At 73.1% G+C, this 25,946-nt stretch carries 18 protein-coding genes; 14 read left to right on the forward strand and 4 right to left on the reverse strand.

Annotated elements, in window-relative coordinates; translation table 11 throughout:
- The coding region (locus ACY34I_RS32100) for a hypothetical protein (RefSeq protein WP_462758931.1) at positions 1 to 471 on the reverse strand (471 nt) is incomplete at its 3' end.
- 91 nt (positions 472 to 562) lie between these two features.
- On the opposite strand from ACY34I_RS32100, the gene ACY34I_RS32105 reads away from it, so the two are divergent.
- A complete protein-coding gene (locus tag ACY34I_RS32105) occupies positions 563 to 943 on the forward strand; it encodes a hypothetical protein (protein ID WP_222870689.1) in 381 nt (126 codons plus the stop codon).
- A gap of 12 nt (positions 944 to 955) precedes the next feature.
- On the opposite strand, the gene ACY34I_RS32110 is transcribed toward ACY34I_RS32105, so the two are convergent.
- Positions 956 to 1,375, reverse strand: a complete 420-nt coding sequence (locus ACY34I_RS32110; RefSeq protein WP_462758932.1) for a hypothetical protein — start codon at positions 1,373 to 1,375, stop codon at positions 956 to 958.
- Positions 1,372 to 1,557, reverse strand: a complete 186-nt coding sequence (locus tag ACY34I_RS32115) for a hypothetical protein (RefSeq protein WP_462758933.1) — start codon at positions 1,555 to 1,557, stop codon at positions 1,372 to 1,374. Before ACY34I_RS32115 ends, ACY34I_RS32110 begins: the two co-directional genes overlap by 4 nt.
- 252 nt (positions 1,558 to 1,809) lie before the next feature.
- On the opposite strand from ACY34I_RS32115, the gene ACY34I_RS32120 reads away from it, so the two are divergent.
- From ACY34I_RS32120 to ACY34I_RS32130, 3 genes are all read left to right on the forward strand, one after another.
- The gene (locus tag ACY34I_RS32120) at positions 1,810 to 4,617 is read left to right on the forward strand and encodes a family 78 glycoside hydrolase catalytic domain (protein ID WP_462758934.1); all 2,808 of its coding nucleotides are present in this window, start codon (positions 1,810 to 1,812) and stop codon (positions 4,615 to 4,617) included.
- Positions 4,618 to 4,705: 88 nt separating this feature from the next.
- Positions 4,706 to 9,367, forward strand: coding sequence for a family 78 glycoside hydrolase catalytic domain (locus ACY34I_RS32125; protein ID WP_462758935.1), 4,662 nt, complete (start codon positions 4,706 to 4,708; stop codon positions 9,365 to 9,367).
- Positions 9,368 to 9,390: 23 nt separating this feature from the next.
- Positions 9,391 to 13,239 (forward strand): family 78 glycoside hydrolase catalytic domain, encoded by a 3,849-nt coding sequence (locus ACY34I_RS32130; RefSeq protein ID WP_462758936.1) that lies wholly within the window; start codon positions 9,391 to 9,393, stop codon positions 13,237 to 13,239.
- A 66-nt stretch (positions 13,240 to 13,305) separates the two neighbouring features.
- On the opposite strand, the gene ACY34I_RS32135 is transcribed toward ACY34I_RS32130, so the two are convergent.
- Positions 13,306 to 14,334 (reverse strand): LacI family DNA-binding transcriptional regulator, encoded by a 1,029-nt coding sequence (locus ACY34I_RS32135; protein ID WP_462758937.1) that lies wholly within the window; start codon positions 14,332 to 14,334, stop codon positions 13,306 to 13,308.
- Positions 14,335 to 14,660: 326 nt separating this feature from the next.
- Between ACY34I_RS32135 and ACY34I_RS32140 the strand changes: the two genes are divergently transcribed.
- The 10 genes from ACY34I_RS32140 (at position 14,661) to ACY34I_RS32185 (ending at position 25,937) form a co-directional block, all read left to right on the forward strand.
- On the forward strand, positions 14,661 to 16,184 hold the full coding sequence (locus ACY34I_RS32140; RefSeq protein WP_462758938.1) for a sugar ABC transporter ATP-binding protein: 1,524 nt from the start codon (positions 14,661 to 14,663) through the stop codon (positions 16,182 to 16,184).
- The gene (locus ACY34I_RS32145) at positions 16,181 to 17,242 is read left to right on the forward strand and encodes an ABC transporter permease (RefSeq protein ID WP_462758939.1); all 1,062 of its coding nucleotides are present in this window, start codon (positions 16,181 to 16,183) and stop codon (positions 17,240 to 17,242) included. The genes ACY34I_RS32140 and ACY34I_RS32145 overlap by 4 nt, the downstream gene beginning before the upstream one ends.
- Positions 17,232 to 18,293, forward strand: a complete 1,062-nt coding sequence (locus tag ACY34I_RS32150) for an ABC transporter permease (protein WP_462758940.1) — start codon at positions 17,232 to 17,234, stop codon at positions 18,291 to 18,293. The genes ACY34I_RS32145 and ACY34I_RS32150 overlap by 11 nt, the downstream gene beginning before the upstream one ends.
- Before the next feature lie 35 nt (positions 18,294 to 18,328).
- Entirely contained in the window at positions 18,329 to 19,411 is a 1,083-nt protein-coding gene (gene rhaS / locus ACY34I_RS32155) for a rhamnose ABC transporter substrate-binding protein (protein ID WP_462758941.1), read from the forward strand.
- Between the two features lie 405 nt (positions 19,412 to 19,816).
- Positions 19,817 to 20,170 carry an L-rhamnose mutarotase gene (locus ACY34I_RS32160; RefSeq protein WP_462758942.1) on the forward strand — a complete coding sequence of 118 codons (354 nt, stop codon included), beginning with the start codon at positions 19,817 to 19,819 and terminating at the stop codon, positions 20,168 to 20,170.
- A complete protein-coding gene (rhaI, locus tag ACY34I_RS32165; RefSeq protein ID WP_462758943.1) occupies positions 20,167 to 21,348 on the forward strand; it encodes an L-rhamnose isomerase in 1,182 nt (393 codons plus the stop codon). Before ACY34I_RS32160 ends, rhaI begins: the two co-directional genes overlap by 4 nt.
- A gap of 36 nt (positions 21,349 to 21,384) precedes the next feature.
- Positions 21,385 to 23,418 carry a bifunctional aldolase/short-chain dehydrogenase gene (locus tag ACY34I_RS32170; protein WP_462758944.1) on the forward strand — a complete coding sequence of 678 codons (2,034 nt, stop codon included), beginning with the start codon at positions 21,385 to 21,387 and terminating at the stop codon, positions 23,416 to 23,418.
- A 17-nt stretch (positions 23,419 to 23,435) separates the two neighbouring features.
- Positions 23,436 to 23,654, forward strand: coding sequence for a helix-turn-helix domain-containing protein (locus ACY34I_RS32175; protein ID WP_148801014.1), 219 nt, complete (start codon positions 23,436 to 23,438; stop codon positions 23,652 to 23,654).
- 76 nt (positions 23,655 to 23,730) lie between these two features.
- On the forward strand, positions 23,731 to 25,161 hold the full coding sequence (locus ACY34I_RS32180) for a rhamnulokinase (RefSeq protein WP_462758945.1): 1,431 nt from the start codon (positions 23,731 to 23,733) through the stop codon (positions 25,159 to 25,161).
- 2 nt (positions 25,162 to 25,163) lie between these two features.
- On the forward strand, positions 25,164 to 25,937 hold the full coding sequence (locus tag ACY34I_RS32185) for a (Fe-S)-binding protein (RefSeq protein WP_462758961.1): 774 nt from the start codon (positions 25,164 to 25,166) through the stop codon (positions 25,935 to 25,937).
- The last annotated feature ends 9 nt before the right edge of the window (positions 25,938 to 25,946 follow it).

Below are 25,946 nucleotides of genomic sequence, written 5' to 3' on the forward strand. Positions count from 1 at the left end.
ACCTCCCGGAAAGGCAATCGGCGGTGAAACAGGAAACCTCACGGGCGACCGTGAGAATCCCAGCCCCTTCAGGGCCGGGAGGATGTCAAGACTGTCCGCGTCCGGGATGGCACTCGCGCCCTCGATGATCTCGCCCGCCGCAGCGGTCAACCGGACGTCGTCCAGCAGCAGGCGCAGGTGGTAGTAGGTGCGCCACAACGCGGTGCGGTGCGCGTAGAAGGCGTCGGCGGCTGCGATGGTCTTGTCCTTGCGGCGTTCCTCGCGGCGGTGCCAGAGGTCGTTTCCGGAGCGACGCAGCTCCGTCGCGGCTGCCGCGAAGTCCCGGCACGCCACCAGCTGCTCCTGACGCAGCTGCTCCGTCCGGGCCTGGGCGTGGCGGCGGTCCGCACCCCGCTGCGCCAACCCGTGACTGACGATGGCACCGGCCAACGTGCCCAGCACCGCGATGACGCTCGTCCACACCGGCTGCATCCGTCGATCGGATCATGGCGGCCGGCCGCGGTCCAGACCGCACCGCTCTGGAAGACTTTCGCCCTCTGCTGTCTGCGGCCCGGTGTCATGCGTGGAGCGCCTGATGGATTTCCCTGAACCACTGACCGACGAGGCACTTGCCCAGATCGAGGAGCTTGCCGCGGCGGCGACTCCGGGACCCTGGCACGTACGTCTACTCGACGATGACGACGCCATGAATCTGGTCGCGGTCAGCACAGTCGCCGACACCGGACGCGGCGAACGCTGGCCAGATTTCGACCATTCCGAGATCGTCGCCGCCACCCTCGTGCAGCAACCGCGCTACGTCGATGTCGCGGACGAACGCTGGGACGAGAACGCGCTCTTCATCGCCAGCGCACGTCGTGACGTCCCTCGCCTCATCGCCGAGATCCGACGGCTCCGCCACCTGCTCGCCGAGGAACCGGGGTGTCACGGCTGTGGCGGGCGGTGACATCTCACCGCATCAACAACAGTCGCCGTCAATGATCGCCGAGATGTTCTTCGTCTGGAGCCGCTGTGCCAGCAGCGCGAGCTCAGTCCGGGTGCCCTCGATGCCGGTGGTGACCGCGCGCTGAGCGGCCGCCGTCGCCTCCGGTAACGAGGCGCCGGCTTCGCGGAACACCTTCAACAACGCCACCCGGCTGTGTGTCGGCGTTCCCTCGACGGTGAGGCGTGCCAGTCCACGCTGAGCGATCAAGGCCTCGCGGATTTCGGCAGGCGTGTCGTCCCAGCCGCACGTCACCCAGGCCGCACCGCAGTGGGGACAGTGACACTCGTCGGCCCAGTGCAGCCGGTCACCGACGATGCGCTGCGTCAGCTCACCGGTCAGCTCTGCCCCGCAATCGTCACACGGACGAGCGACGCTCACAGCGTCGGAGATCATGGCTGCTTGGGTCGGGCGGAGCCGACAGGCCGGTGTGCGGGGCGGCTGGTCGACACTGAATCGGTCGTCACGAGTTCGGCGAGGAGGGGGCGCAGCCAGCTGGCGCCGACCATGGCGAGATCCTCCTCGGCCAGGTGCAGCAGCCGCTGTCGGACCACGTCGCGCTCCTCTACCAAAAGCATCCGGACACGCTACCGTCGGGCTGCGCTGGACCGACAGGTCGCGCCGCCGTGGGAGCGTGTCGGTCCGGAGATCGTCGCCTCGCCGAACGTAGCCGAGGTCGGTGTCCGGCGTGGCTCGAACGATTCAACGGGACCGGCGGCACGAGGGGCTGCTGGACCTGCGCCGTGGCCGGATCCGGCCATGATGGATGTCTTCACAGGAGGGACACGAACACGTAGCCTGCCTGAAACGATTCATGGCCGGAGGCAGGCGTGGCACCTCAGACTCCCGGATCCCCACTGCTCGCCAGGCGCCGGACGGCGCTGATCGTGGCGGCGGCGACCGTCGTGGCGACCGTCGTCGCCGGGGCCCCACCAGCCGTGGCCGCCCGCGGCCACGCCCCGGACGCGCCCACCGCGCTGACCGTCGACGACCGGGCCCGCCCGCTCAACGTCGAGGGTGCCCCGCGCTTCGGCTGGCTGCCGCAGGACGCCGACCCGGGGGAGACCCAGACGGCCTACCGGATCACCGTCGGCGAGTCCGGCGGCGACCTGGTGTGGGACTCCGGCAAGGTCGCCTCCGACCAGCAGTCCTACGTGCCCTACGGCGGGCCCGCCCTGCGCGCCGGCACGGCGTACCGGTGGACGGTGCGCACCTGGGACCGCACCGACCAGCCGTCCCCGCCTGCCACCGGCGTCTTCGAGACCGGCATCTCCGACAGCCAGTGGGAGGGCGCCGCCTGGATCCGCCGCACCACCACCGAGGCCGACGACTACACCCTCGCCCGCACCGAGGTGCGCACCACCGCCAGCCCGGTGGTGCGCGCCCGCGCCTACACCGCCGCCGACCACACCTACGAGCTGTACCTCAACGGCATCCGCGCCGACCGGGGCACCTCCTTCGGCTACCCGGGCGAGGACTACTACCAGGCCGCGGACGTCACCGACCTGGTGACCGCCGGCGAGCCGTTGGCCATCGGCGTGCGCTACCACTGGTACGGCAGCGGCCAGGGTCGCCCCGCCGGCGCCCGTGGGCTGCTCATGAAGCTGGTGGTCGAGCACGCCGACGGCACCCGGGAGGTGTTCGTCACCGACGGAACGTGGCGGGTCGCCCGGGACACCCAGTTCGTCGCGAACGCTGAGCGCCGCAACGGCGAGGGCGACCGGGTAGAGCGGCAGGACGCCCGCGCCGAGGTGATCGGCTGGATGCGACCCGGCTACGACGACACTGTCGCCCCGTTCACCGCCGCCGAGGTGGTCGGCCAGCATCCCCACGCCGCGTACCCGCGCCTGATCGGGCAGGAGACCCGGCTGGCCGAGACCACCGTGGCCCCGGTCGCGCTGCGTACCGCCGCCGACGGCACGGTGGTCGCGGACTTCGGGGTGGTCATCCCGGCCCGCCCGGCCGTCCGGTTCGACGCCGGCGTGGCCGGTCGCACGGTCACCGTGCGGGCCGGCTACACCCTCACCGACACCGGCCGGGTCGCCACGTCCACCCTGCAGTCGCAGGGCACCAACATGAGCTTCCCGTACCTGCAGAAGGACGGCCCGCAGCAGTTCCGCGCCTTCACCCACCTCGGGTTCCGCTACCTGGAGATCCCCGACGCGGGCGAGGACATCGCGCTCGACGACATCACCGCCGTGGTGGTGCACACCGACGTGCCCGCCGGCGGGGAGGCCAGCTTCACCAGCTCGGACGCCACCCTCGACGCGGTGTGGACGATGATGAAGCGGTCCGCGCTCTACTCCGTGCAGGAGGGCTTCGTCGACACGCCCACCCGGGAGAAGGGGCAGTTCCTCGGCGACGCCGCCAACATCTCCTACGCCACGATGGGCGCCTTCGGCGAGCGCGACGCCACCCAGCAGGCCATCCGCGAGTTCCTCCGCTCCGCCGCCCGCTACTGGAACACCGGCAACGACCGGGGCCGCTACAACGCCGTCTACCCCAACGGCGACGGCAAGCGGGACATCCCCGACTACTCGCTGATGTTCGTCGACTGGGTGTGGCGGTACTGGACCGAGACCGGCGACCGGGCGCTGCTGGCCGAGGCGTACTCGGCGATCCGGGACACCGCCGACTACGTGCTGCGCCACATCCCGGCCACCGGCCCGACCGCCGGCCTGGTCACCGAACTGGCCGGCGGCAGCGGCGCCTACCGCTACGGCATCATCGACTGGCCCGAGCCCGGCCGGTTCGGGTACGACATGTCCGCCGCCGCCCGCACCACCATCAACGCCCAGGGCGTCGACGTGCTGCGCACCACCGCCCGGATGGCCGAGGCGCTCGGCCGGCCCGCCGCCGAGGTCGCCACCTACGACGGCCAGGCCGCCGACCTCGCCGCCGCGATGAACGCCAAGCTGCGCCGCACCGACGGCAGCTACATCGACGGGCTGTCGGCCACCGGCGCGCAGAGCGGCCATGCCGGCCAGCACGCCACCTCGTACGCGATCGCCCACGGCGTGGCCCCGGAGGCCGACCTGCCGGCGCTCGCCGACCACCTCGCGGCGATGGGCATGAAGCAGGGACCGATGACCGCCCACTGGCTGCTGCGGGCGCTCGCCGACGCCGGCCGGCCCGACGCGGTGCTGCGGCTGCTGACCAACCCCGACGACCTGGGCTGGGCGAACATCCTCGCCCAGGGCGGCACCTTCACCTGGGAGGCCTGGACCCTCGACGCGGGCACCAACTTCAGCCAGTCCCACGGCTGGGGTGCGCAGGCCGTGGTCGACGTGCAGGAGACGCTGCTCGGCGTCCGCACCGCCGCCCCGGGCGCCGCCGTGGTCGAGGTGGCGCCGCCCGCCGTCGGGCTCGACCACGCGTCCGGCGTCGTGCCCACCCAGCGCGGCGCGGTGCGCCTCGACTGGCGGCGTACCGGCGCCGGCCTGCTGGTCGACCTCGAGGTGCCGGTCAACGTCACCGCCCGGGTGGCGCTACCGCTCACCGACGGCAGGTCCTACCGGGCCGCCGGTCCGAGCAAGGCCACCTTCATCGGTATCGAGAACGGCCGCGCCGTGTTCGAGGTGGGCTCCGGCCGGTCCAGCTTCCGCCCGGTCGCCGACTCGGCCGCCCAGCCCCGCTGACCCCCCCCCCCCCCGTGCGGGCCGCCCACCGGCCCGCCCGTCCCCCCAACGACGTCGGTGCGGACCGCCGCACAGAAGGGCGAGAACCATGAAGCTCACGACGCGGCGCCGACCCGTGCTCACCGCGGTGGTCGTGTTGCTGCTCGGGCTGACCCCGGCGGTGGTGCCGGCCGGCCCGGCGGTCGCCGCCGCACCGGAGGCCCCCCAGCTGACGGTGACCGGCCTGACCACCGAGCGGGCGACCGACCCGGTCGGCCTCGACGTGGCGCAGCCCCGCCTCGGCTGGCGGATCGAATCCGCCGCCCGGGGCGTGCTCCAGGAGTCCTACCAGGTCCGTGTCGCCACCAGCCAGGCCCGCCTCGACGACGCCGACGTCTGGGACAGTGGTCGGGTCACCTCCCGGCGCAGCAGCCTCGTCCCGTACGCCGGCCCGGCGCTGCAACCGCGCACCCGCTACCTGTGGCAGGTCCGGGTGTGGGACACCGCGGGCCGCGCCTCCGGATGGAGCGCGCCCGCCTCGTGGGAGACCGGCGTCGGTGGCGCCGCGGGCTGGCGGGCCGACTGGATCGGGCTGCCCTCGCCCACCGAGTCGTGGCGGGACTACACCGTGCAGACCACGGTGCGGCTCGAGCGGGACGCGGCCGGGATCTACCTGCGCGCCCACGGCCCGACCAACGCCTACATGTGGCAGTTCTCCATCACCGGCGGCACCGCGAAGCTGCGCCCGCACGTGCGGGTCAACGGCGCCTGGACGGTGCTCAAGGAGGTGCCGCTCGGCGCGGTCGTGCCGGCCGACAAGCTGACCACCCCGCACACCCTGCGCATCACCGCGGCCGGCGACACCATCACCACCTGGGTCGACGGCACCCAGGTCGACGTCACCCGCGACACCCGGCACCAGGGCGGCTCGGTCGGCCTGCGCACCGACGGAGCGGAGACCGGCGTCTTCTCCGACTTCTCCGTGACCAGCGGCGAGGACACCCTCTTCGCGGCCGCGCTCACCGACGGCGAGAACCCGTTCGGCGGCGGCACCCCCACGTCGAGCGGGCTGCGGGTCACCGGCAACACCGAGGCCATGCTCACCGCGCTGGACGCGAACCCGCTGCTGCGCCGGGGCTTCCGGGTCGACGGCGAGGTGGCCCGCGCCCGGATCTACGCCACCGCCCTCGGCGTCTACCAGCTGTCGGTCAACGGTCAGCGGGTCGGCGACCACGAGCTGGCACCCGGCTGGACCGACTACGGCAAGCGGGTGCAGTACCAGACGTACGACGTGACCCGCCAGCTCCGCCAGGGCGACAACGCGCTCGGCGCCATGCTCGGTGACGGCTGGTACTCCGGCACCATCGCCTCCTTCGGCACCGACCACTACGGCTCCCGCCCGCACCTGGGCGCACAACTGGTCATCGACTACGCCGACGGGCGCACCGAGACCGTCCGCACCGACGGCTCCTGGCGCGCCACGCCCGGGCCGTTCCTGCTGAGCGACCTGATCCACGGCGAGACCTACGACGCGCGCCGGCTGCCGGCCGGCTGGGACCGGCCCGGCTTCGACGACGCCGGCTGGTCACCCGCCACCGTCGACGACCCCGGGGCGACCGGCCCGGTCGTCGCCCAGGCCGACCCGCCCGTGCGGGTGGTGCAGGAGCTGCCGGCCCGGGCGTTGACCCAGCCCACCCCCGGCACGTGGATCTTCGACCTCGGCCAGAACATGGTGGGCAAGGTGCGGCTGAAGGTCGACGGGCCGGCCGGCACCACCGTGCGCATCCGGCACGCCGAGGTGCTCAACCCCGACGGCACCGCCTACACCGCCAACCTGCGCTCGGCCCGGGCCACCGACCACTACACCCTGCGCGGCGGCGGCGCCGAGGTCTACGAGCCCACGTTCACCTTCCACGGCTTCCGCTACGTCGAGCTGACCGGCTACCCGGGCACCCCCGACCTGTCGACGGTCACCGGCCTGGTCATGCACACCGACGGAGAGCTGACCAGCGAGTTCGAGACCTCCAACGCGATGGTCAACCAGCTGCACAGCAACATCACCTGGGGGCAGCGCGGCAACTTCCTGTCCATCCCCACCGACACCCCCGCCCGCGACGAGCGGCTCGGCTGGACCGGCGACATCAACGTCTTCGCCGAGACCGCGACGTTCAACATGGACAGCCTGACGTTCCTCAGCAAGTGGCTGCAGGACCTGCGCGACGGCCAGTCGGCCAACGGGGCGTACCCGGACGTGGCGCCGCGCGCCTGCTGCGGCGACGGGGCGACCGGCTGGGGCGACGCCGGCATCACGGTCCCGTACACGCTCTGGCAGCGCTACGGGGACACCCGGGTGGTCGAGGAGCACTACGCGTCGATGGTGCGCTACGCGTCCTGGCTGCAGAGCACCAGCTCCGGCAACCGGCGCACCAACGCCGGCCCGTACCTCGACTGGCTGAACCTCGACGACCCGACGCCCGCCGGCGTCATCGGCACCGCCTACTACGCGCACAGCATCCGGCTGCTGGGGGAGATGGCCGCCGCCATCGGCCGGGACGCCGACGCGGCCCGCTACGCGGCGCTGGCCAAGGACATCGCCAAGGCCTTCGTCGACACGTACGTCGCCGCCGACGGCACCGTCCAGGGCGACAGCCAGACCGGGTACGTGCTGGCCATCGGCATGAACCTGCTACCCGAGCCGCTGCGCGGCAAGGCCGCCAACAAGCTGGTGGACAACGTCCGCCGGCACGACTGGCACCTGTCCACCGGCTTCCTCGGCACCCCGGACCTGCTGCCGGCGCTCAGCGACACCGGCCACCTCGACGTCGCCTACCGGCTGCTGCTCAACGACACCTACCCGTCCTGGGGCTACGAGATCGCCAGGGGCGCAACCACGGTCTGGGAGCGCTGGAACTCGATCATGCCGGACGGCAGCTTCGGCGACGTGTCGATGAACTCCTTCAACCACTACGCCTACGGCGCCGTCGGTGACTGGATGTACCGCACCGTCGCCGGTATCCAGCCCGACTCCGGCAACCCCGGCTACACCCACCTCACCTTCGCGCCCCAGCCCGGCGGGGGCCTCACCTCGGCCCGCGCCTCGTACCAGGCGGCACAGGGCGTGATCGGCAGCGACTGGAACCTCGACGCCCGGGGTGACCTGCGGCTGAAGGTCACCGTCCCGGCGAACGTCACGGCGACCGTGCGCATCCCGGCACCCGGACGGCACGCGGTCACCGAGGGCGGCCGGCCGGCGGACCAGGCCGACAGCGTGCGGTTCGTCCGGATGGACGGCGGGACCGCCGTCTACGAGATCGGCTCCGGCTCCTACTCCTTCGCCGTCGACCGGGTGCTGGGCGACCTGGGCGACACCGCCGACACCGTGCAGGCGCTGTCGACGCTGACCGACGAGCGCGCCGACGACCTGGGCCGGCCGGTGGTCGCGCACCTGCGCGCCCAGCTCGGGAAGCTCGCCGACGAGACGACCGCGGCGCGGACCGCGTACCTGGCCGGCGACAGCGCTGCCGCCGCCGGCGAGGTGCACCACGCCCTGGCCACCGCGGCCGACCTGGACCGGTGGCTGCGTACCCAGGTCGGCGTCGGCCGGGTCGCCGCGGCCCACGCCGACCGGTTCACCGCGCTGCTCACCCAGGTCGACCAGCGGCTCTCCGCGGCGTCGTCGACCCTGGTCGGCGCGGTGGCCAAGCTCGACCTGCCGGTGGGGGAGCGGTTGCCCGGCGACGTCGTCCACGCCACCGTCGTCGTCACGAATGGCGGCAGCACACCGATGACCGGGGTGACCTCCACCCTCCGCGCGCCCGACGGCTGGACGGTGACGCCGGTCGGCGACCGCCCCGGCACCATCGCCCCCGGCACCACCGTCAGTCACCGCTACGACCTGCGGGTCCCCGCCGACCAGCCGCCGGCGTCGGTCTCCCTCGACGGGTCGGCCAGCTACCGACACCAGGACGGCACCGCCACCCTGCCCGTCGCCGGCACGATCACCACCGCACCCGCCGTGCTCATCGAGTCGGCCTCCGCCACCCCCACCGCCGTGACGCCCGGCGCCACCACGACGGTCAGCGCCGTGCTGCGCAACCGGGCCACCGTGCCGATGACCGGGCAGCTCACCACCACGGCGCCCGACGGCTGGCGGGTGCCCTCCGCCACCGCCCGGTACGACCTCGCACCCGGCGCGCAGACCACGGTGTCGACCGTCCTCACCGCACCGGTGACGGTGACCGAAGGACCGGCCGCGATCACCGTGGCCACCGGCGACACCGCCGCCGAACGGCGCGCACTCGCGGTCCCGGTCCGGTTCACCAACCCGCCGGCCGGCGCGTACGACCACGTCGACCTCGGCGACCCGGCGTCGGAACAGGCGCACCACCTGACCGCCTCGGCCCACTCGGGCACCAACACCGAGGCCGGGCTGACCCGCCGCTACACCAACGTCAGCTACCCCGACGGCTGGTTCGAGTTCGACCTCGCCGTCGCACCCGGCGCACCGTTCGTGCTGCGCGCCGTGGAGACGTACGACCAGGCGCAGCTGAAGGACTACGAGATCGTCGTCGACGGGGTGGTGGCGCACACCCGCTCCTTCCGGCGCACCGCGGGCGGGGCCGGCACGGTCAGCTACCAGTTCGTCGTCGACCTGCCCGACGCGACCCGCGACGGGGTGGTGCGGGTGCGCTTCCGCGACAGCGGCGACGGCTACGACCCGTCGATCGCCGACGTCTGGTCGGCCCCCCTGCCCGCCGGCTCGCCGTCCTGACCCGACCTCGAGGAGTAGCTCCCATGGCCCAGACACCACCGGTCCCGCCACAGGGGACCGAGCTCAGCCGCCGATCCCTGCTCGGTTGGGGCGTCGCCGGCGCGGGAGCCGTCGCGCTCGGCGCGGGCACCGCCGCGCCGGCGGCGGCCGCCCCGCCCCCGGGCGCCGGCGCCGGTCCCCTCTCGGTCGGCCGCCCCCGCACCGAGTACGCCGACCAGCTCCTCGGCACCGACATCACGCAGCCCCGCTTCTCCTGGACCGGCACCGCCCCCGGCCACAACACCACGCAGAGCGCGTACCAGGTGCTGGTGGCCACCCGCGCCGACCGGCTCACCCCGGACACGGCCGACGTCTGGGACTCCGGCCGGGTGGCGTCCGCGCGCGCCGTCGGCGTGCCGTACGCCGGCCCGGCGCTGGCCCCGCGCACCCGCTACCACTGGACGGTGCGGCTGTGGGACGGCGCCGGCCGGGAGACCGGGTGGAGCACGCCGACCTGGTTCGAGACCGGCCTGCTCGACGAGGGCTTCGGCGCGGCGAAGTGGGTCGGCGCGCAGCCGGACGTCGCGCAGGCCCCGCTCGACTTCGCCGGGGCGTCGTGGATCTGGTCGCCCGGGGCCAGCGCCAGCAACGCCCCGGCCGGCACCCGCTGGTTCCGGGGCCGGCTCGCGGTGCCCGCCGGGGTCGAGATCGCCGCCGCGCACCTCGTCGTCACCGCCGACGACGACTACACCGCCTACCTCGACGGGCGGCAGGTGCTGTATGCCCCGCAGCAGAGCGACGGCTGGAAGAGCGCCGAGCTCGCCGACGTCACCGAACTGGCTCGCGCCGCCGCCGGGCGCGCGCTCACCCTGGCCGCGGTGGCCACCAACCGGCCCGGCCCGTCGGTGAACCCGGCCGGCCTGCTGGCCAAGCTGGTGCTGGTGACCGCCGCCGGGGAGCGGCTCGTGCTGGTCACCGACGGCGCCTGGCGCAGCACGGACACCGAGCACCCGGGCTGGCAGGAGGCCGGGTACGACGACGCCGGCTGGGCCGGCGTGGCCGTGCTCGCCCCGTACGGGCAGGGGCCGTGGGGCGGCAACGTCACCGTGCCCCAGCCCCGGTCCCTGGACCTGGCCGGCACGTCGTGGGTCTGGGGTCCGGGCGCGACGGTGAACAACGCGCCGGCCGGCCCGCGCTGGTTCCGCGGCCGGCTGGCCCTGCCCGCGGGGCTCGACGTGACCTCTGCCCGGCTGATCATGAGCGCCGACGACGACTTCACCGCGTACGTGGCCGGCCGGCTCACGCTGTCGGCGCCCCAGCAGACCGACGGCTGGCGCACCGCCCGGGTCGCGGACGTCACCGAACTGGCCCGCCAGGCCGTCGGCGGTGACCTGGTGCTCGCCGCGATCGCCACCAACCGGCCCGGCGCGTCGGTCAACCCCGGCGGCCTCATCGCGAAGCTCGTCGTACGCACCGCCGACAGCCGGGAACTGGTGCTGGTCACCGACGCCGGCTGGCGGACCACCGGCACCGTCGAGTCCGGCTGGGAGCAGCCGGGCCACGACGACTCGGGCTGGACGCCGGTGGTGGTGCTCGCCCCGTACGGGCAGGGACCGTGGGGCAGCGGCGTCGAGCCGGCCGTGGAGGAGCGGCCCGCCCCGCTGCTGCGGCGCGCGTTCCGGCTGACCAAGCCGGTGGCCCGCGCCCGGCTGTACGCCAGCGGCCTTGCCTACCAGGTGCTGCACGTCAACGGCGAGCGGGTCGGCACCGCCGTGCTGGACCCCGGGTTCACCGACTACGACGACACCGTCCTGTACGTGACGCACGACGTCACCGACCTGCTCGCCGAGGGTCAGAACGTCCTCGGCGCCGAGCTGGGCCGCGGCTTCTACGGCATGACCACCCGCAACGTGTGGCGCTGGCAGCAGCCGCCCTGGCACGGCGAGCCCCGGCTGCTCGCCCGCCTCGTCGTGGAGCACCCCGACGGGTCGCGCACCGAGATCGTCAGCGACGACGCCTGGCGGATCACCGCCGGCCCCACCCTGTCCAACTCCCTGTACGCGGGGGAGACCTACGACGCCCGGCAGGAGCCGGCGGGCTGGTCGACGGCCGGGTTCGACGACTCCGGCTGGGACCGGGCCAGCGTGCTGGACGCCCCGGCCGGCGCCCTGCGCGCCCAGGAGCACGAGCCGATCCGGGTGGTCGAGTCTGTCGCCCCGGTCGCCCTCACCTCGCCGCGTGCCGGTGTCTGGGTGGCCGACTTCGGCCGCACCACCGCCGGCTGGGTCCGGCTGCGCGTCACCGCCCCGGCCGGCACCACGATCCGCATCCTCTACGGCGAGAAGCTGCGCGCCGACGGCACCGTCGAGGCGTCCAACGGCAACGTGCAGAGCGCGCGGTTCCAGCAGGACGAGTACGTCGCCCGGGGCGGCGGCGAGGAGGTGTGGGAGCCGCAGTTCTCGTACAAGGGCTTCCGCTACGTGCAGCTCGACGGGCTGCCCGCGGCGGCCACCACCGGCACCGTCACCATGCGGGTGGTGCACTCCGACGTCCGCGACGTCGGCGAGTTCCGGTGCAGCGAGCCGCTGTTCGAGCAGTTCGAGCGGATGATGCGCCGTACGGTGCGCAACAACCTGCACGGCATCCCCACCGACACCCCGATGTACGAGAAGAACGGCTGGACCGGTGACGCGCAGGTGGCCGCGCCCACCATGGCGGGCCTGCTCGACCTGTCCCGGTTCTTCACCAAGTGGCTCGGCGACCTGCGCGACAGCCAGGTCTCCTCGGGGCAGGTGCCGGTGATCGTGCCCAGCGGCGGCTGGGGCTACCAGGAGCTCGCCCCGGCGCCGGAGTGGACGACGGTCTACCCGTTCGTGCTGCGCGAGATGCACCGCTGGTACGGCGACGACCGGCTGCTGCACCAGCACTGGCAGCCGGTGGTCGACTATCTGGAGTGGGAGCTGGGCCGGCTGCGCGACGGGCTGGCGGTGACCGCGCTCGGGGACTACCTGTCACCGGGCACCGGCGGCAACCCGCCGGAGGACACCCGGCTCACCGCGACCGCGTACCTGCACCGGGCGCTGGTGGCCACGGCCGAGGTCGGCGAGCTGACCGGGCAGGACGCGCAGGCCGCCCGGTTCCGGACCGCCGCGGCCGGGCTGCGGGACCGGCTGAACGAGACGTTCCTCGACCGTACGCGCGGGCTGTACCGCACCGACCGGGATCCCGGCTACCGGCAGACCTCCAACGCGGTGCCGCTGGCGTTCGGGCTGGTGCCCGACGACCTGGTGGGGAAGGTGGTGGACAACCTGGTCGCCGACATCCGCGAGCGGGGCTGGCACCTCAACACCGGCTGCCTCGGCACCAGCGTCCTGCTGCCGGTGCTGACCGAGCACGGCCACGCCGACGTGGCGGCCCGGGTGGCCCTGCAGCGGACCTACCCGAGCTGGGGCTACTGGGTGGACAACGGCGCCGACACCATGTGGGAGATGTGGCCGACGTCCACCCGCTCGCGCCAGCACTACTTCCACGGCACCGTCGTGCAGTGGCTGTACGAGCACGTGGCCGGCCTGCGGGGTGTCGCCGACGGCTGGGCGCGCATCGTGGTGCGGCCGGACGCCCGCGTCGAGGTGTCCGCCGCGTCGGCGGCGGTGGAGACGGTCCGCGGCCGGGCGTCGTCGGCCTGGCGGCTCCAGGACGGCCAGTTCGAGCTGACCGTGCAGGTGCCGGTGGGGGCCACCGCCGAGGTGCACGTGCCCGCGGCACGGGCCGAGGACGTCGAGGCGTCACCGGGCGGGCTGGTGACCGCCCGGCGGATGGTGGGCGGCTACCTGGTGCACACGGTGGGCGCGGGCATCTGGCGGTTCGTCAGCAGTTCCGCGCCGACCGCCTGAGGACGGCGACGGCGCCGGTCGCGCGGGGGAGCGCGGGCCGGCGCCGTCGCGCGTGTGCGGGCCGGGTCAGCGCCGGGCGCGCCGGGTCTGCTCGCTGGAGCGGCGGACGACCAGCTCCGGCTGGAACACCACGTGCCGGTGCTGGTGCGTCTCGCCGGACTGCGCCTCCTCCAGCAGCAGCTGGGCCGCGGTGCGGCCGAGCTGCTCGCGGGGTTGCCGCACCGATGACAGCGGCACCGCCGCCGCGCCGGCGAACTCGATGTCGTCGTAGCCGACGATGGCCACGTCGGCGGGCACCCGCAGGCCGCGCGCGGTGACCTCCTGCAGCACGCCGAGCGCGATCAGGTCGTTGGCGCAGAAGACGGCGGTGGGCCGCTGCCGGGCGGGCAGGGCCAGCAGGTCCTCGGCGGCACGGCGTCCGGCGGCGACGGTCAGGCTGCTGGTGGTCGCCACCCGCAGTTCGGCGCCGCCGCGCTCCTCCAGCGCGGCCGCGGCCCCGGCGTGCCGTTCGGCGACCTGGGCGATGGAGAACGGGCCGCCGAGGTACGCGATGCGGCGGTGGCCCTGGTCCAGCAGGTGGTCCATGGCCAGCCGGCCGCCGAGCACGTCGTCGACGGCCACCGAGCAGCGGCTGGCCCGGCCCGAACCACGGTCGACGAGCACTACCGGGATGCCCCGGTCGATGAGCTTGTCCAGGTTGGGTTGGGGGCCGTGGCCGACCGGGGTGATGAGCACCCCACGGACCCGCTGCTCCTCCAGCAGCTCCAGGTGCCGGCGTTCCCGGGCGCTGTCTTCGCCGCTGTTGCAGACGACGAGCATCGCGCCGGCCTCCTCGACCACCTGCTCGGCGCCGCGCACCACGTCGGTGAAGAACGGGTTGGCCACGTCCAGCACCACGATGGCGACGGTCCGGCTGTGCCCGGCGCGCAGCTGGCGGGCGGAGTCGTTGCGGACGTAGCCGAGTTCGGTGATGGCGTCGAGCACCCGCTGCCGGGTGGCGGGGGCGACCGTGTCGGGCCGGTTGAGCACGTTGCTCACCGTGCCGAGGGAAACGCCGGCGTGCCGGGCCACCTCCTTGATGTTCGCCGCTGCCATGGCTCCCCTGATGATCGGTGCGGTGGGTGGTTGCGGCCCGCGGTCGGGTGCGGGCGCCGCGGTCGCGATGCTGCCGCGGCCGTACGGGGCGCGCGGCCGGAACGGGCCGGCCGGGCGATGACGGGCAGTCTATAGCTTCTAAAACGTTTCATCCAGTCGGCCGACCTGGCCGGCGCGCCTCCGTCGCAGCCGCAGCGGCGTTGCGCCGTCTGCTGATTCGCCCCGGCGCGAAACAGCCGAGAAATCGCCGGGAAACTCTTGACGGTCACGAATGCCGGCCCCTACCGTCCATGCACAACCCGTGAAACGATTCAGGAGGGGATCGGATGAGCCCCGGCGCACCGGGCGCGGAGAGCGCTCCGCTGCTGGAACTGGACGGCGTGACGAAGTCCTTCGGGGCCGTCGCCGCGCTGCGGGGAGTGCACCTGGCGCTGCACCCCGGAGAGGCCCACGCCCTGGTCGGCGAGAACGGGGCCGGCAAGTCCACCCTGGTGAAAACCCTCGCTGGGGCCCACGCCCCGGACTCCGGCCGGATGACCCTCGACGGCCGGCCGCTGCAGCTGCGCGGCCCCGCCGACGCCCGCGCCGCCGGCATCGCCGTCATCTACCAGGAGCCGACCCTGTTCCCGGACCTCACGGTCGCGGAGAACATCTTCATGGGCCGGCAACCGCTGCGCGGCCTGCGTCGCATCGACACGCGGGCGATGAACCGCGACGCCGAGCGGCTGTTCGAACGCCTCGGCGTCCGGATCGACCCCGCCCGCCCCGCGCGCGGACTGTCCATCGCCGACCAGCAGCTCGTCGAGATCGCCAAGGCGCTCTCCTTCGACGCCCGGGTGCTGATCATGGACGAGCCCACCGCCGCGCTCTCCGGCGTCGAGGTGGAACGCCTCTTCGCGGTCGCCCGGTCGCTGTGCGAGCGCGGCGCGGCCGTGCTGTTCATCTCGCACCGCTTCGACGAGGTCTTCGACCTGTGCCAGCGGATCACCGTGCTGCGCGACGGGGCCTGGGTCTCCAGCGACCGCACCGCCGACCTCACCGTTGACGAGGTGGTGCGGCGCATGGTCGGCCGTGAGGTGTCCTCGCTCTACCCGAAACTGGACGCACCGCTGCGCGACACCCTGCTGGAGGTACGCGGGCTCAGCCGCGCCGGCGTCTTCTCCGACGTGTCCTTCTCCGTCCGAGGTGGCGAGATCGTGGCCCTGGCCGGGCTGGTCGGCGCCGGACGCAGCGAGGTGGCCCGTGCCGTCTTCGGCGTCGACCGCTACGACACCGGCGAGGTCCGCGTCGCCGGCCGCGTCCTCCCACCCGGCAACCCCGGCAAGGCGATCGCCGCCGGTATGGCCCTGGTGCCCGAGGACCGCCGCCAGCAGGGCCTGGTCATGGAGCTGTCGGTGGAGCGCAACGCCACCCTGGCCCGCCGCCGCGCGCTGAGCCGGCTGGGCCTGCTCCTCGGTGGCGCCGAGCGGGCCGAGGCCCGCCGCTGGACCCGCCGGCTGCAGGTCAAGACCGCCCGGCTCGCCGCGCCGGTGGCTACCCTGTCCGGCGGCAACCAGCAGAAGGTCGTGCTCGCCAAGTGGCTCGCCACCGAACCCCGCATCCTGATCATCGACGAACCCACCCGCGGCATCGACGTCGGCACCAAGGCCGAGGTCCACCGGCTGCTGTCCGAACTGGCCGGCGAGGGGCTGGCCATCCTGATGATCAGCAGCGAGCTGCCCGAGGTGCTCGGCATGGCCGACCGGGTCCTGGTCATGCACGAGGGGCGCGTGGTCCGCGAGCTGCCCCGGGGCGAGGCCGACGAGACCTCCGTGATGTACGCCGCCACCGGCCAAGGAGCGACGGCATGAGCCTCACCGATACCGGCGCGAGCGTGCAGGCCGCAGACAACCCGCCACCCGGCCCCGGCCGGCCGCGGCGCGGCCTCACCGAGCGGCTGCTCGCCGTACGCGAACTCAGCCTGCTGATCGCCCTCGCCGCGTTGATCCTGGTCACCACGCTGCGCAACGACCGGTTCCTGAGCGGGCAGAGCATCAAGGACCTGCTGCTCGGCTGCGCCATCCTGGTGATCCTCGCGGTCGGCCAGACCCTGGTGATCGTCACCCGCAACGTCGACCTGTCCGTCGGATCGATCCTCGGGCTGGTCGCCTTCGCCACCGGCGAACTCTTCCTCGCCGCACCCGGCACGCCCTGGCCGCTCGCCCTCCTGCTCGGCGTCGCGCTCGGCGCGGTCTGCGGGGTGGTCAACGGCGGCCTGATCGCGGTGGCCAAGGTCCCGGCCCTGGTCATCACCCTCGGCACCCTCTACGCCTTCCGCGGCGTCGACTACTACTGGGCGGCCGGCCGGCAGATCAACGCCGCCGACATGCCCCGGTCGTTCCTGCGCCTGGGCAACCAGACGGTGCTCGGCGTACCCGTGCTCTTCCTGGTCGCGCTCATCGTGGTCGCCGCCGTCGGGTTCTACCTGCGCTCCTACCGCACCGGCCGAGAGCTGTACGCCATCGGCTCGGAGCCAGCCGCCGCCCGGCTGTCCGGCATCCCGGTCGGCCGGCGGGTCTTCGCGGTCTTCGTCGCCAACGGCGCGCTCGCCGGCCTGGCCGGCGTGCTCTACGCCGCCCGGTTCGGCACCCTCGACGCGGCCGCCGGCACCGGCCTGGAACTGCAGGTCGTCGCCGCCGCGGTGGTCGGCGGGGTGGCCATCTTCGGCGGCAGCGGCAGCGCGTACGGCGCGGCGCTCGGTGCCGTCCTGCTCACCACCATCGGCAGCTCGCTGGCTGTCCTGCGCATCGACCCGTTCTGGCAACAGGCCGTGGTCGGCGCGCTCATCCTCGCCGCCATCGGCCTGGACCGGCTCCTGGCCCTCCGGATGGCGGCCCGGCTCCGAGGGAGAAGCGCCCATGGCGCATGACAGCCTGTATGCCGCACCGCCGTCCGTCGCGGACACCGAGCCGGAGGCGGGCCGCCTGGCGGGCCTGCGTGGCGCGCTCGGCTCCTGGGACGCGGCGATCGTGGCCGCCCTGGTGGTGGCCGTACTGCTGGCCGGCCTGTCGGTGCCGAACTTCGCCACCGGCCGCAACGCCCAGTTCCTGCTGCTCGACCTGGTGCCGCTGGCCCTGCTGGCGCTGCCCATGACACTGATCGTCATCACCGGCGAGATCGACCTGTCGGTGGCCAGCATGGTCGGCCTGTGCAGCACCCTGATGGGGCAGCTGTGGTTGTCCAGCGGGCTGTCGCTGGAGCTGATCTGCGTGCTGGTGGTGCTGCTCGGCGCCGCGCTCGGCGCGGTCAACGGCCTGTTCGTCACCGGGTTCGGGCTGCCGTCGCTGGCCGTGACCATCGGCACCCTCGCCCTGTACCGGGGGCTGTCCTTCGTGGTGCTCGGCGACCAGGCGGTGGCCGACTTCCCGGCCAGCTGGACGGCCGCCGCGGTGCAGACCCTCCCGGGCACGTCGATCCCCGCCGCCGTCGTCCCGGTGCTGCTGCTGGCGCTGGTGTTCGGCGTCGTGCTGCACGCCACCCCGGTCGGCCGGGCGCTATATGCGATGGGCAACAACGACGAGGCCGCCACGTTCGCCGGCGTGTCGGTGCCCCGGACCAAGTTCTGGCTGTTCGTGGTCTCCGGGGCGGTGTGCGGGCTGGTCGGCGTCTTCTGGACCCTGCGCTACGCCAGCGCCCGCGGCGACAACGCCACCGGCCTGGAGCTCACCGTGGTGACCGCGGTGCTGCTCGGCGGCGTGTCCATCTTCGGCGGTCGCGGCGGGCTGCTCGGCGTGGTGGCCGGCGTCCTGCTCCTCGGTGTCCTGCGCAACGCCCTGCAGCTCGCTGACGTCGACGCCAACGCGCTGACCATCGTCACCGGGACCCTGCTCATCGTCTCCGTGGTACTGCCCAACGCCGTCGCGGACGTCCGCGCCCGGCTGCACCGCCGACGGCAACGCGCGCGCCTCACCGCGTCGTGACCGTCTCCGCACCCCACCTCCCTGGAAGGATAACGATGTCCACGTACAGACGGCTCCGCGCCGGGGCCACCGCCCTCACCCTCGCCGCGCTGCTGCTCGGCTCCGCCGCCTGCGGCGGCACCACGCGCGAGAACTCCGGCACCGACACCGGTGCCGGCGCGCAGGCCAGCGGCGCCGCCAACCCGGACGCCAAGCTCAAGGAAGGCCTCAAGATCGCCTTCCTGCCCAAGCAGGTGAACAACCCCTACTTCACCACCAGCGACAACGGTGGCAAGGACGCGGTCACCGAGATCAAGGGCGAGTTCAAGGAGGTCGGCCCCTCCGAGGCCAGCGCCTCGTCCCAGGTCAGCTACATCAACACCCTGTCGCAGCAGGGCATGGACGTGATCGTCACCTCGGCCAACGACCCCAACGCCATCTGCGGCGCGCTGAACCAGGCGAAGGCCGCCGGCGCCAAGATCGTGACCTTCGACTCGGACACCAAGCCGGAGTGCCGCCAGATCTTCGTCAACCAGGTGACCGCCGAGGGCATCGCGGAGAACCAGGTCAAGCTCATCTCTCAGCAGATCGGCGGCGAGGGCGAGATCGCCATCCTGTCCGCCACCGCCAACGCGACCAACCAGAACGCCTGGATCGCGTTGATGAAGGAGGAACTGCAGAAGCCCGAGTACAGCAAGATCAAGCTGGTCACGGTGGCCTACGGCAACGACGACGACCAGAAGTCCTTCCAGGAGACCCAGGGCCTGCTGCAGTCGTACCCCAACCTGAAGGGCATCATCTCCCCGACCACGGTCGGCGTGGCCGCCGCCGCCCGCTACCTCAGCGGATCGCAGTACAAGGGCAAGGTCAAGCTGACCGGCCTGGGCACCCCCAACCAGATGCGCGAGTACGTCAAGGACGGCACGGTCGACGCGTTCGCCCTGTGGAACCCCGCCGACCTCGGCTACCTCGCCGCGTACGCCGGCGCGGCGCTCGCCTCCGGCCAGATCACCGGCGCCGAGGGCGACAAGTTCAAGGCCGGCAAGCTCGGCGAGTTCACTGTCGGCAAGGACGGCGTCGTGGTCCTCGGCCCGCCCACCGTCTTCGACAAGAGCAACATCGACCAGTTCCAGTTCTGACGGCCGGAGGTGATGCCGGCGCCGGTCGCGCCGGCATCATCCGAGGGCGCCGACGGGAGGACTGACTAGTAGTCGGTTTCTCGACTACAGCTAGACACAACTGGACAGCGCGAGTAGGTTCTTCGCGGTCGGAAGGTTTCCGGCAACACCAAGAGGTTCTTGGTGACGGCCCGTCAAGGGCCTGGAGTTGACATGTCGAGGCTTCGGCTGAGGCATCACCGAGGATTCGGGCTACTCCAGGAACCGGCGACGTCGTAGTCATCTCCGCTGGTAGCGGCAGATGACCGTTCGGCTGAGACTGCCCAGCCTGGACTTCAGCCACACCTTCACAAGGTGGTGGCGAAGAGCGAATTGTCCTACTCGTGCTAACTGACCAACAGTGAGCAACGAGAAGGAAACAGAACCATGCCCCGCATCTGCTTCACCCTGCAGGTCGACCCGGCCCGGCTCGACGAGTACCGCGCCCGGCACGAGCGGGTCTGGCCGGAGATGCTCGCCGCCCTGGCCGAGAGCGGATGGCGTGACTACTCGCTGTTCCTGCGCGAGGACGGTCTGCTCGTGGGGTTCCTGGTGACCGACGACTTCGCGGCGGCGCAGGCCGCCATGCAGGCCCGCGACGTCAACGCCCGCTGGCAGGCGGAGATGGCGTCCTTCTTCCTCGACCTCGACCAGGGCACGGCCGACCGCGCCATGCGGCCGCTGGACGAGGTCTTCAACCTCGAGGCGCAGCTCGCCGCCCAGACGGGAGATTCACGATGAGCCAGTCCGACGCGCAGACCCGCGACCGGGTCAAGCAGGCCCTGCGCACCCAGCGCATCGAAACCCCGTCCTGGGCGTACGCGAACTCCGGCACCCGGTTCAAGGTCTTCGCGCAGGAGGGTGTGCCTCGCAACCCGTACGAGAAGATCGCCGACGCGGCGGTGGTGCACCGGCTCACCGGGGTGGCGCCGACGGTGGCCCTGCACATCCCGTGGGACCGGGTCGACGACTACGCCGACCTGGCGAAGTACGCCGCGGACCAGGGCGTCGCCCTCGGCGCGATCAACGCCAACGTGTTCCAGGACAACGACTACAAGCTCGGCAGCGTCACCAACCCGGATCCGGGGGTGCGTCGCAAGGCGATCGACCACCTGCTCGAGTGCGTGGACATCATGGACCGCACCGGCTCCCGCGACCTCAAGCTCTGGTTCTCCGACGGCACCAACTACCCCGGCCAGGACGACATCCGCGCCCGGCAGGACCGGCTCGCCGCCGCGCTGCGCGAGACGTACGACCGGCTCGGCGACCACCAGCGGCTGCTGCTGGAGTACAAGCTGTTCGAGCCGGCCTTCTACACCACAGACGTGCCGGACTGGGGCACCGCGTACGCGCACTGCCTGGAACTCGGGGAGAAGGCGCAGGTCGTCATCGACACCGGGCACCACGCGCCCGGCACGAACATCGAGTTCATCGTGGCGTTCCTGCTGCGGGCCGGAAAGCTCGGGGCGTTCGACTTCAACTCCCGCTTCTACGCCGACGACGACCTGATGGTCGGCGCCGCGGACCCGTTCCAGCTGTTCCGCATCATGTACGAGATCGTCCGCGGCGACGCGCTGCGCCCGGAGGCCGGGATCGCGTTCATGCTCGACCAGTGCCACAACATCGAGCCGAAGATCCCCGCGATCATCCGCTCGGTGCTGAACGTGCAGGAGGCGACCGCCAAGGCACTGCTCGTCGACGCCGACGCGCTCGCCGCCGCCCAGCAGGCCGGTGACGTGCTCGGCGCCAACGCGGTGCTGATGGACGCCTACCACACCGACGTGCGGCCGCTGCTCGCCGAGCTGCGCACCGAGCTGGGCCTGGACCCGGATCCGATGGGCGCGTACGCCCGCTCCGGCTACTTCGACAAGATCCGCGCCGAACGCGTCGGCGGCCAGCAGGCCGGCTGGGGCGCCTGACCACCACCGAGAACGCACACAGGAGACGTGACGACGATGCATTCCGAGGTTCAGGCGCTGATCGCCCGCAGCAACCGGCTCGGCGCCGACCCGAGCACCACCAACTACGCCGGCGGCAACACCTCGGCCAAGGGCGAGACCACCGACCCGGTGACCGGCGGCCCGGTCGAGCTGCTCTGGGTCAAGGGCTCCGGCGGCGACCTCGGCACCCTCACCGAGGCCGGCCTGGCCGTGCTCCGGCTCGACCGGCTGCGCGCCCTCGTCGACGTCTACCCCGGCGTCGAGCGGGAGGACGAGATGGTGGCCGCGTTCGACTACTGTCTGCACGGCCGAGGCGGCGCCGCCCCGTCGATCGACACCGCCATGCACGGCCTGGTCGACGCCGCCCACGTCGACCACCTGCACCCCGACGCCGGCATCGCGATCGCCACCGCCGCCGACGGCCCCGAGCTGACCAAGGAGATCTTCGGCGACCGGGTGCTGTGGATCCCGTGGCGGCGACCCGGCTTCCAGCTCGGCCTCGACATCGCCGCCGTCGCGAAGGCGAACCCGCAGGCGATCGGCGTCATCCTCGGCGGGCACGGCATCACCGCCTGGGGCGCGACCAGCGAGGAGTGCGAACGCCACTCGCGGGAGATCATCCGCACCGCCCAGGCGTACCTGGACGAGCACGGCCGGGCCGAGCCGTTCGGCCCGGTGATCCCCGGGTACGAGCCGCTGCCGACCGAGGAGCGGCGGGCCCGCGCGGCGGTACTCGCGCCGGTCCTGCGGGGCCTGGCGTCGACCGACCGCCCCCAGGTCGGCCACTTCACCGACAGCGACGTGGTGCTCGACTTCGTCGCCCGCGAGCGGCATCCCGCCCTCGCGGCGCTCGGCACCTCCTGCCCGGACCACTTCCTGCGCACCAAGGTCCGCCCGCTGGTGCTCGACCTGCCACCGGCCGCCCCGCTGGCCGACGCGGTCGCCCGGCTGAAGGAGCTGCACGCCGCCTACCGCGACGACTACCGCGCCTACTACGAGCGGCACGCCACCGGCGACAGCCCGCCGATGCGCGGCGCCGACCCGGCGATCGTCCTCGTGCCGGGCGTGGGCATGTTCAGCTTCGGCGCCAACAAGCAGACCGCCCGCGTCGCCGGGGAGTTCTACGTCAACGCCATCAACGTCATGCGCGGCGCGGAGGCCGTGTCCCGGTACGCCCCGATCGACGAGGCCGAGAAGTTCCGCATCGAGTACTGGGCCCTCGAAGAGGCCAAGCTGGCCCGGATGCCCAAGCCTAAGCCGCTCGCCACCCGGATCGCCCTGGTCACCGGCGCCGGCTCCGGCATCGGTCGGGCCATCGCGCACCGCCTCGCCGCCGAGGGCGCCTGCGTGGTCGTCACCGACCGGGACACCGCCGCCGCCGAGACGGTCGCCGCCGAGCTGGGCGGCCCGGACGTCGCGGTGGCCGTACCGCTGGACGTCACCGACGCCGGCGCGGTGGCCGCCGCGGTCCGCGCGGCGGTCCTCGCCTTCGGCGGCCTGGATCTGGTGGTCAACAACGCCGGACTGTCGCTGTCCAAGTCGCTGCTGGAGACCACCGAGGCGGACTGGGACGTGCAGCACGACGTCATGGCCAAGGGCTCCTTCCTGGTCTCCCGGGAGGCCGCCCGGGTCCTCATCGACCAGCAGATGGGCGGCGACATCGTCTACATCGCCAGCAAGAACTCCCTGTTCGCCGGCCCGAACAACGTCGCCTACGGCGCCGCCAAGGCCGACCAGGCGCACCAGGTGCGGCTGCTCGCCGCCGAACTCGGCGGCCACGGCATCCGGGTCAACGGCGTCAACCCGGACGGGGTGGTGCGCGGCTCCGGCATCTTCGCCGCCGGTTGGGGCGCCCAGCGCGCCGCCGTCTACGGCGTGCCGGAGGAGAAGCTGGGCGAGTTCTACGCCCAGCGCACCCTGCTCAAGCGGGAGGTGCTGCCCGAGCACGTGGCCAACGCCGTCTTCGTGCTCACCGGCGGCGACCTGTCGCACACGACGGGTCTGCACGTTCCCGTGGACGCCGGCGTCGCCGCGGCCTTCCTCCGCTGAGCCGGCCCGGTGCGGGGATGAGGACCAAGATGCTCGCGGAGAATCCGGTGCTGGACGAGGCGGACCTGCGGCTGCTGCGGTTGCTGGCGACGGGTGTGCCGCTGGAGACGGTGGCGCGACGGTCGGGGCTGTCCGAACGGACCGTGCGCCGCCGGATCCGGGCCATCTGCGACCGGCTCGGCGTCACCGCCCCGATCCAGGCGGTGGTGTGGGCGGCCCGGCGGGGGCTGCTGTGAGCGAGCGGAGCGAGCGAACCATCAGGCTCAGCAGCGGGGCGCCTCGCGCCGCCGCGGAGCGAAGCGGAGCGGCGGCGTGAGCAGCGTCCAGCTCGCCGCCGTCGACCTGGGCGCGTCCAGCGGCCGGGTCATGCTCGGCCACGTCGGGCCGGGCCGACTGGACCTCACCGAGGTGCACCGGTTCCCCAACGAACCCGTGCGCCTCGGCGACACCCTGCACTGGGACGTCCTCGCGCTCTACCGGGGCGTCCTCGACGGCCTGCGGGCGGCGGGCCCGGTGACCAGCCTCGGCGTCGACTCCTGGGCCGTCGACTACGGGCTGCTCGACGCCTCCGGGGCGTTGCTCGGCAACCCGGTGCACTACCGGGACGCCCGCACCGACGGGGTCGCCGAGCGGGTGACCAAGCAGCTCGGCGCCGAGCGCCTCTACCGCACCACCGGGCTGCAGCAGCTGCCCTTCAACACCCTCTACCAGCTCGTCGCGGCGGCCGGCAGCCCGCAGCTGGCCGCCGCGCGGCGGCTGCTGCTGATCCCCGACCTCATCGCGTACTGGCTCACCGGTGAGGTCACCGCCGAGATCACCAACGCCTCCACCACCCAGCTGTACGACCTGCGCCGCCGGGCCTGGGCCACCGACCTGATGGCCGACGCGGGCATCCCCGCCGACCTGTTCCCGCCGCTGCGGGAGCCGGGCACCCGGATCGGCCCGGTCCGGCCCGGCCTGGGCCTGCCCGGCACCCCCGACGTGGTCGCGGTCGGCTCCCACGACACCGCCTCCGCCGTGGTGGGCGTGCCGGCGACGGGGACCTCCTTCGCCTACATCTCCTGCGGCACCTGGTCGCTGGTCGGCGTCGAACTCGACGCCCCGGTGCTCAGCGAGGCGAGCCGGCAGGCCAACTTCACCAACGAGTCCGGCCTCGACGGGACGATCCGCTACCTGCGCAACGTGATGGGCCTGTGGCTGCTGCAGGAATCGGTGCGCACCTGGGGCAGCACCGACCTGCCCGACCTGCTGCGCCGAGCGGCCCGGGAACCGGCCTTCCGCTCGGTCGTCGACCCCGACGACCCGGGGTTCCTGCCGCCCGGCGACATGCCCGCCCGCATCGCCGAGGCCTGCCGGCGAGCCGGCGAGCCGGTGCCCGCCACCCCGGCCGCGACCGTCCGCTGCATCGTCGACAGCCTGGCCCTGGCCCACCGGCGGGCGGTACGCCAGGCGCAGCAGCTGTCCGGCCGGCACGTCGGCGCCGTGCACGTGGTCGGCGGCGGCGCCCGCAACGACCTGCTGTGCCAGCTGACCGCCGACGCCTGCGGCCTGCCGGTGTTCGCCGGGCCGGTCGAGGCCGCCGCGCTCGGTAACATCCTGGTGCAGGCCCGTGCCGCCGGTGTGCTCGCCGGCGACCTGGCGGCGCTGCGGGCCGTCCTGCGCGACACTCAGCACATCGTGCGGTACGAGCCGCGCGGCGACGAGGCGGCGTGGCGGGCCGCCGAGGACCGGATGGGCGGTTGAGGATGCGGATCGCGCTGTTCGTCACCTGCCTCGCCGACACGCTCTTCCCCGAGGCGGCGAAGGCGACGGTGCGGTTGTTGGAGCGCCTCGGCCACGAGGTGGTCTTCCCGGCGGACCAGACCTGTTGCGGGCAGATGCACGTCAACACCGGTTATCCGGATGACGCGCTGCGGCTGGTCCGCCGGCACGTCCGCGTCTTCGCCCCGTACGACGTGGTGGTCGCCCCCTCCGGTTCGTGCGTCGGTTCGGTCCGCCACCAGCACGCCATGGTGGCCCGCCGGGCGGGGGACGAGCGGCTGGCCAGCCGGGCCGAGGAGGTCGCGTCCCGCACGTACGAGCTGTCGGAGCTGCTGGTGGACGTGCTCGGGGTGACCGACGTGGGGGCATACTTCCCGCACCGGGTGACGTACCACCCGACGTGCCACTCGCTGCGGATGATCCGGGTGGGCGACAAGCCGCTGCGCCTGCTGCGGGAGGTCCGCGGGCTGGAGCTGGTGGAGCTGCCGCAGGCGGAGCAGTGCTGCGGCTTCGGGGGCACCTTCGCGGTGAAGAACGCCGACACCTCCACCGCGATGCTGGCGGACAAGATGCGCAACGTCCTCGCCACCCGCGCGGAGGTGTGCACGGCGGGGGACTCCTCGTGTCTGATGCACATCGGCGGCGGGCTGTCCCGGCTCAGAGCCGGCGTGCGCACCGTGCACCTGGCGGAGATCCTGGCCAGCACGGAGGGCGCCGAGACGGCGGGGGAGCGGGACCGGTTGGAGGTGGAGTCGTGACGCGCACGT

It is taken from the genome of Micromonospora sp. RTBAU3-60 (assembly GCF_054963695.1).

Excerpts from the sequence above, each read along its gene's own strand:
- ACY34I_RS32110 (WP_462758932.1), bottom strand. The coding sequence starts at position 1,375 with ATGATCTCCGACGCTGTGAGCGTCGCTCGTCCGTGTGACGATTGCGGG.
- ACY34I_RS32115 (WP_462758933.1), bottom strand. The coding sequence starts at position 1,557 with ATGCTTTTGGTAGAGGAGCGCGACGTGGTCCGACAGCGGCTGCTGCAC.
- ACY34I_RS32125 (WP_462758935.1), top strand. The coding sequence starts at position 4,706 with ATGAAGCTCACGACGCGGCGCCGACCCGTGCTCACCGCGGTGGTCGTG.
- ACY34I_RS32130 (WP_462758936.1), top strand. The coding sequence starts at position 9,391 with ATGGCCCAGACACCACCGGTCCCGCCACAGGGGACCGAGCTCAGCCGC.
- ACY34I_RS32135 (WP_462758937.1), bottom strand. The coding sequence starts at position 14,334 with ATGGCAGCGGCGAACATCAAGGAGGTGGCCCGGCACGCCGGCGTTTCC.
- ACY34I_RS32140 (WP_462758938.1), top strand. The coding sequence starts at position 14,661 with ATGAGCCCCGGCGCACCGGGCGCGGAGAGCGCTCCGCTGCTGGAACTG.
- ACY34I_RS32145 (WP_462758939.1), top strand. The coding sequence starts at position 16,181 with ATGAGCCTCACCGATACCGGCGCGAGCGTGCAGGCCGCAGACAACCCG.
- ACY34I_RS32150 (WP_462758940.1), top strand. The coding sequence starts at position 17,232 with ATGGCGCATGACAGCCTGTATGCCGCACCGCCGTCCGTCGCGGACACC.
- rhaS (WP_462758941.1), top strand. The coding sequence starts at position 18,329 with ATGTCCACGTACAGACGGCTCCGCGCCGGGGCCACCGCCCTCACCCTC.
- ACY34I_RS32160 (WP_462758942.1), top strand. The coding sequence starts at position 19,817 with ATGCCCCGCATCTGCTTCACCCTGCAGGTCGACCCGGCCCGGCTCGAC.
- rhaI (WP_462758943.1), top strand. The coding sequence starts at position 20,167 with ATGAGCCAGTCCGACGCGCAGACCCGCGACCGGGTCAAGCAGGCCCTG.
- ACY34I_RS32170 (WP_462758944.1), top strand. The coding sequence starts at position 21,385 with ATGCATTCCGAGGTTCAGGCGCTGATCGCCCGCAGCAACCGGCTCGGC.
- ACY34I_RS32175 (WP_148801014.1), top strand. The coding sequence starts at position 23,436 with ATGAGGACCAAGATGCTCGCGGAGAATCCGGTGCTGGACGAGGCGGAC.
- ACY34I_RS32185 (WP_462758961.1), top strand. The coding sequence starts at position 25,164 with ATGCGGATCGCGCTGTTCGTCACCTGCCTCGCCGACACGCTCTTCCCC.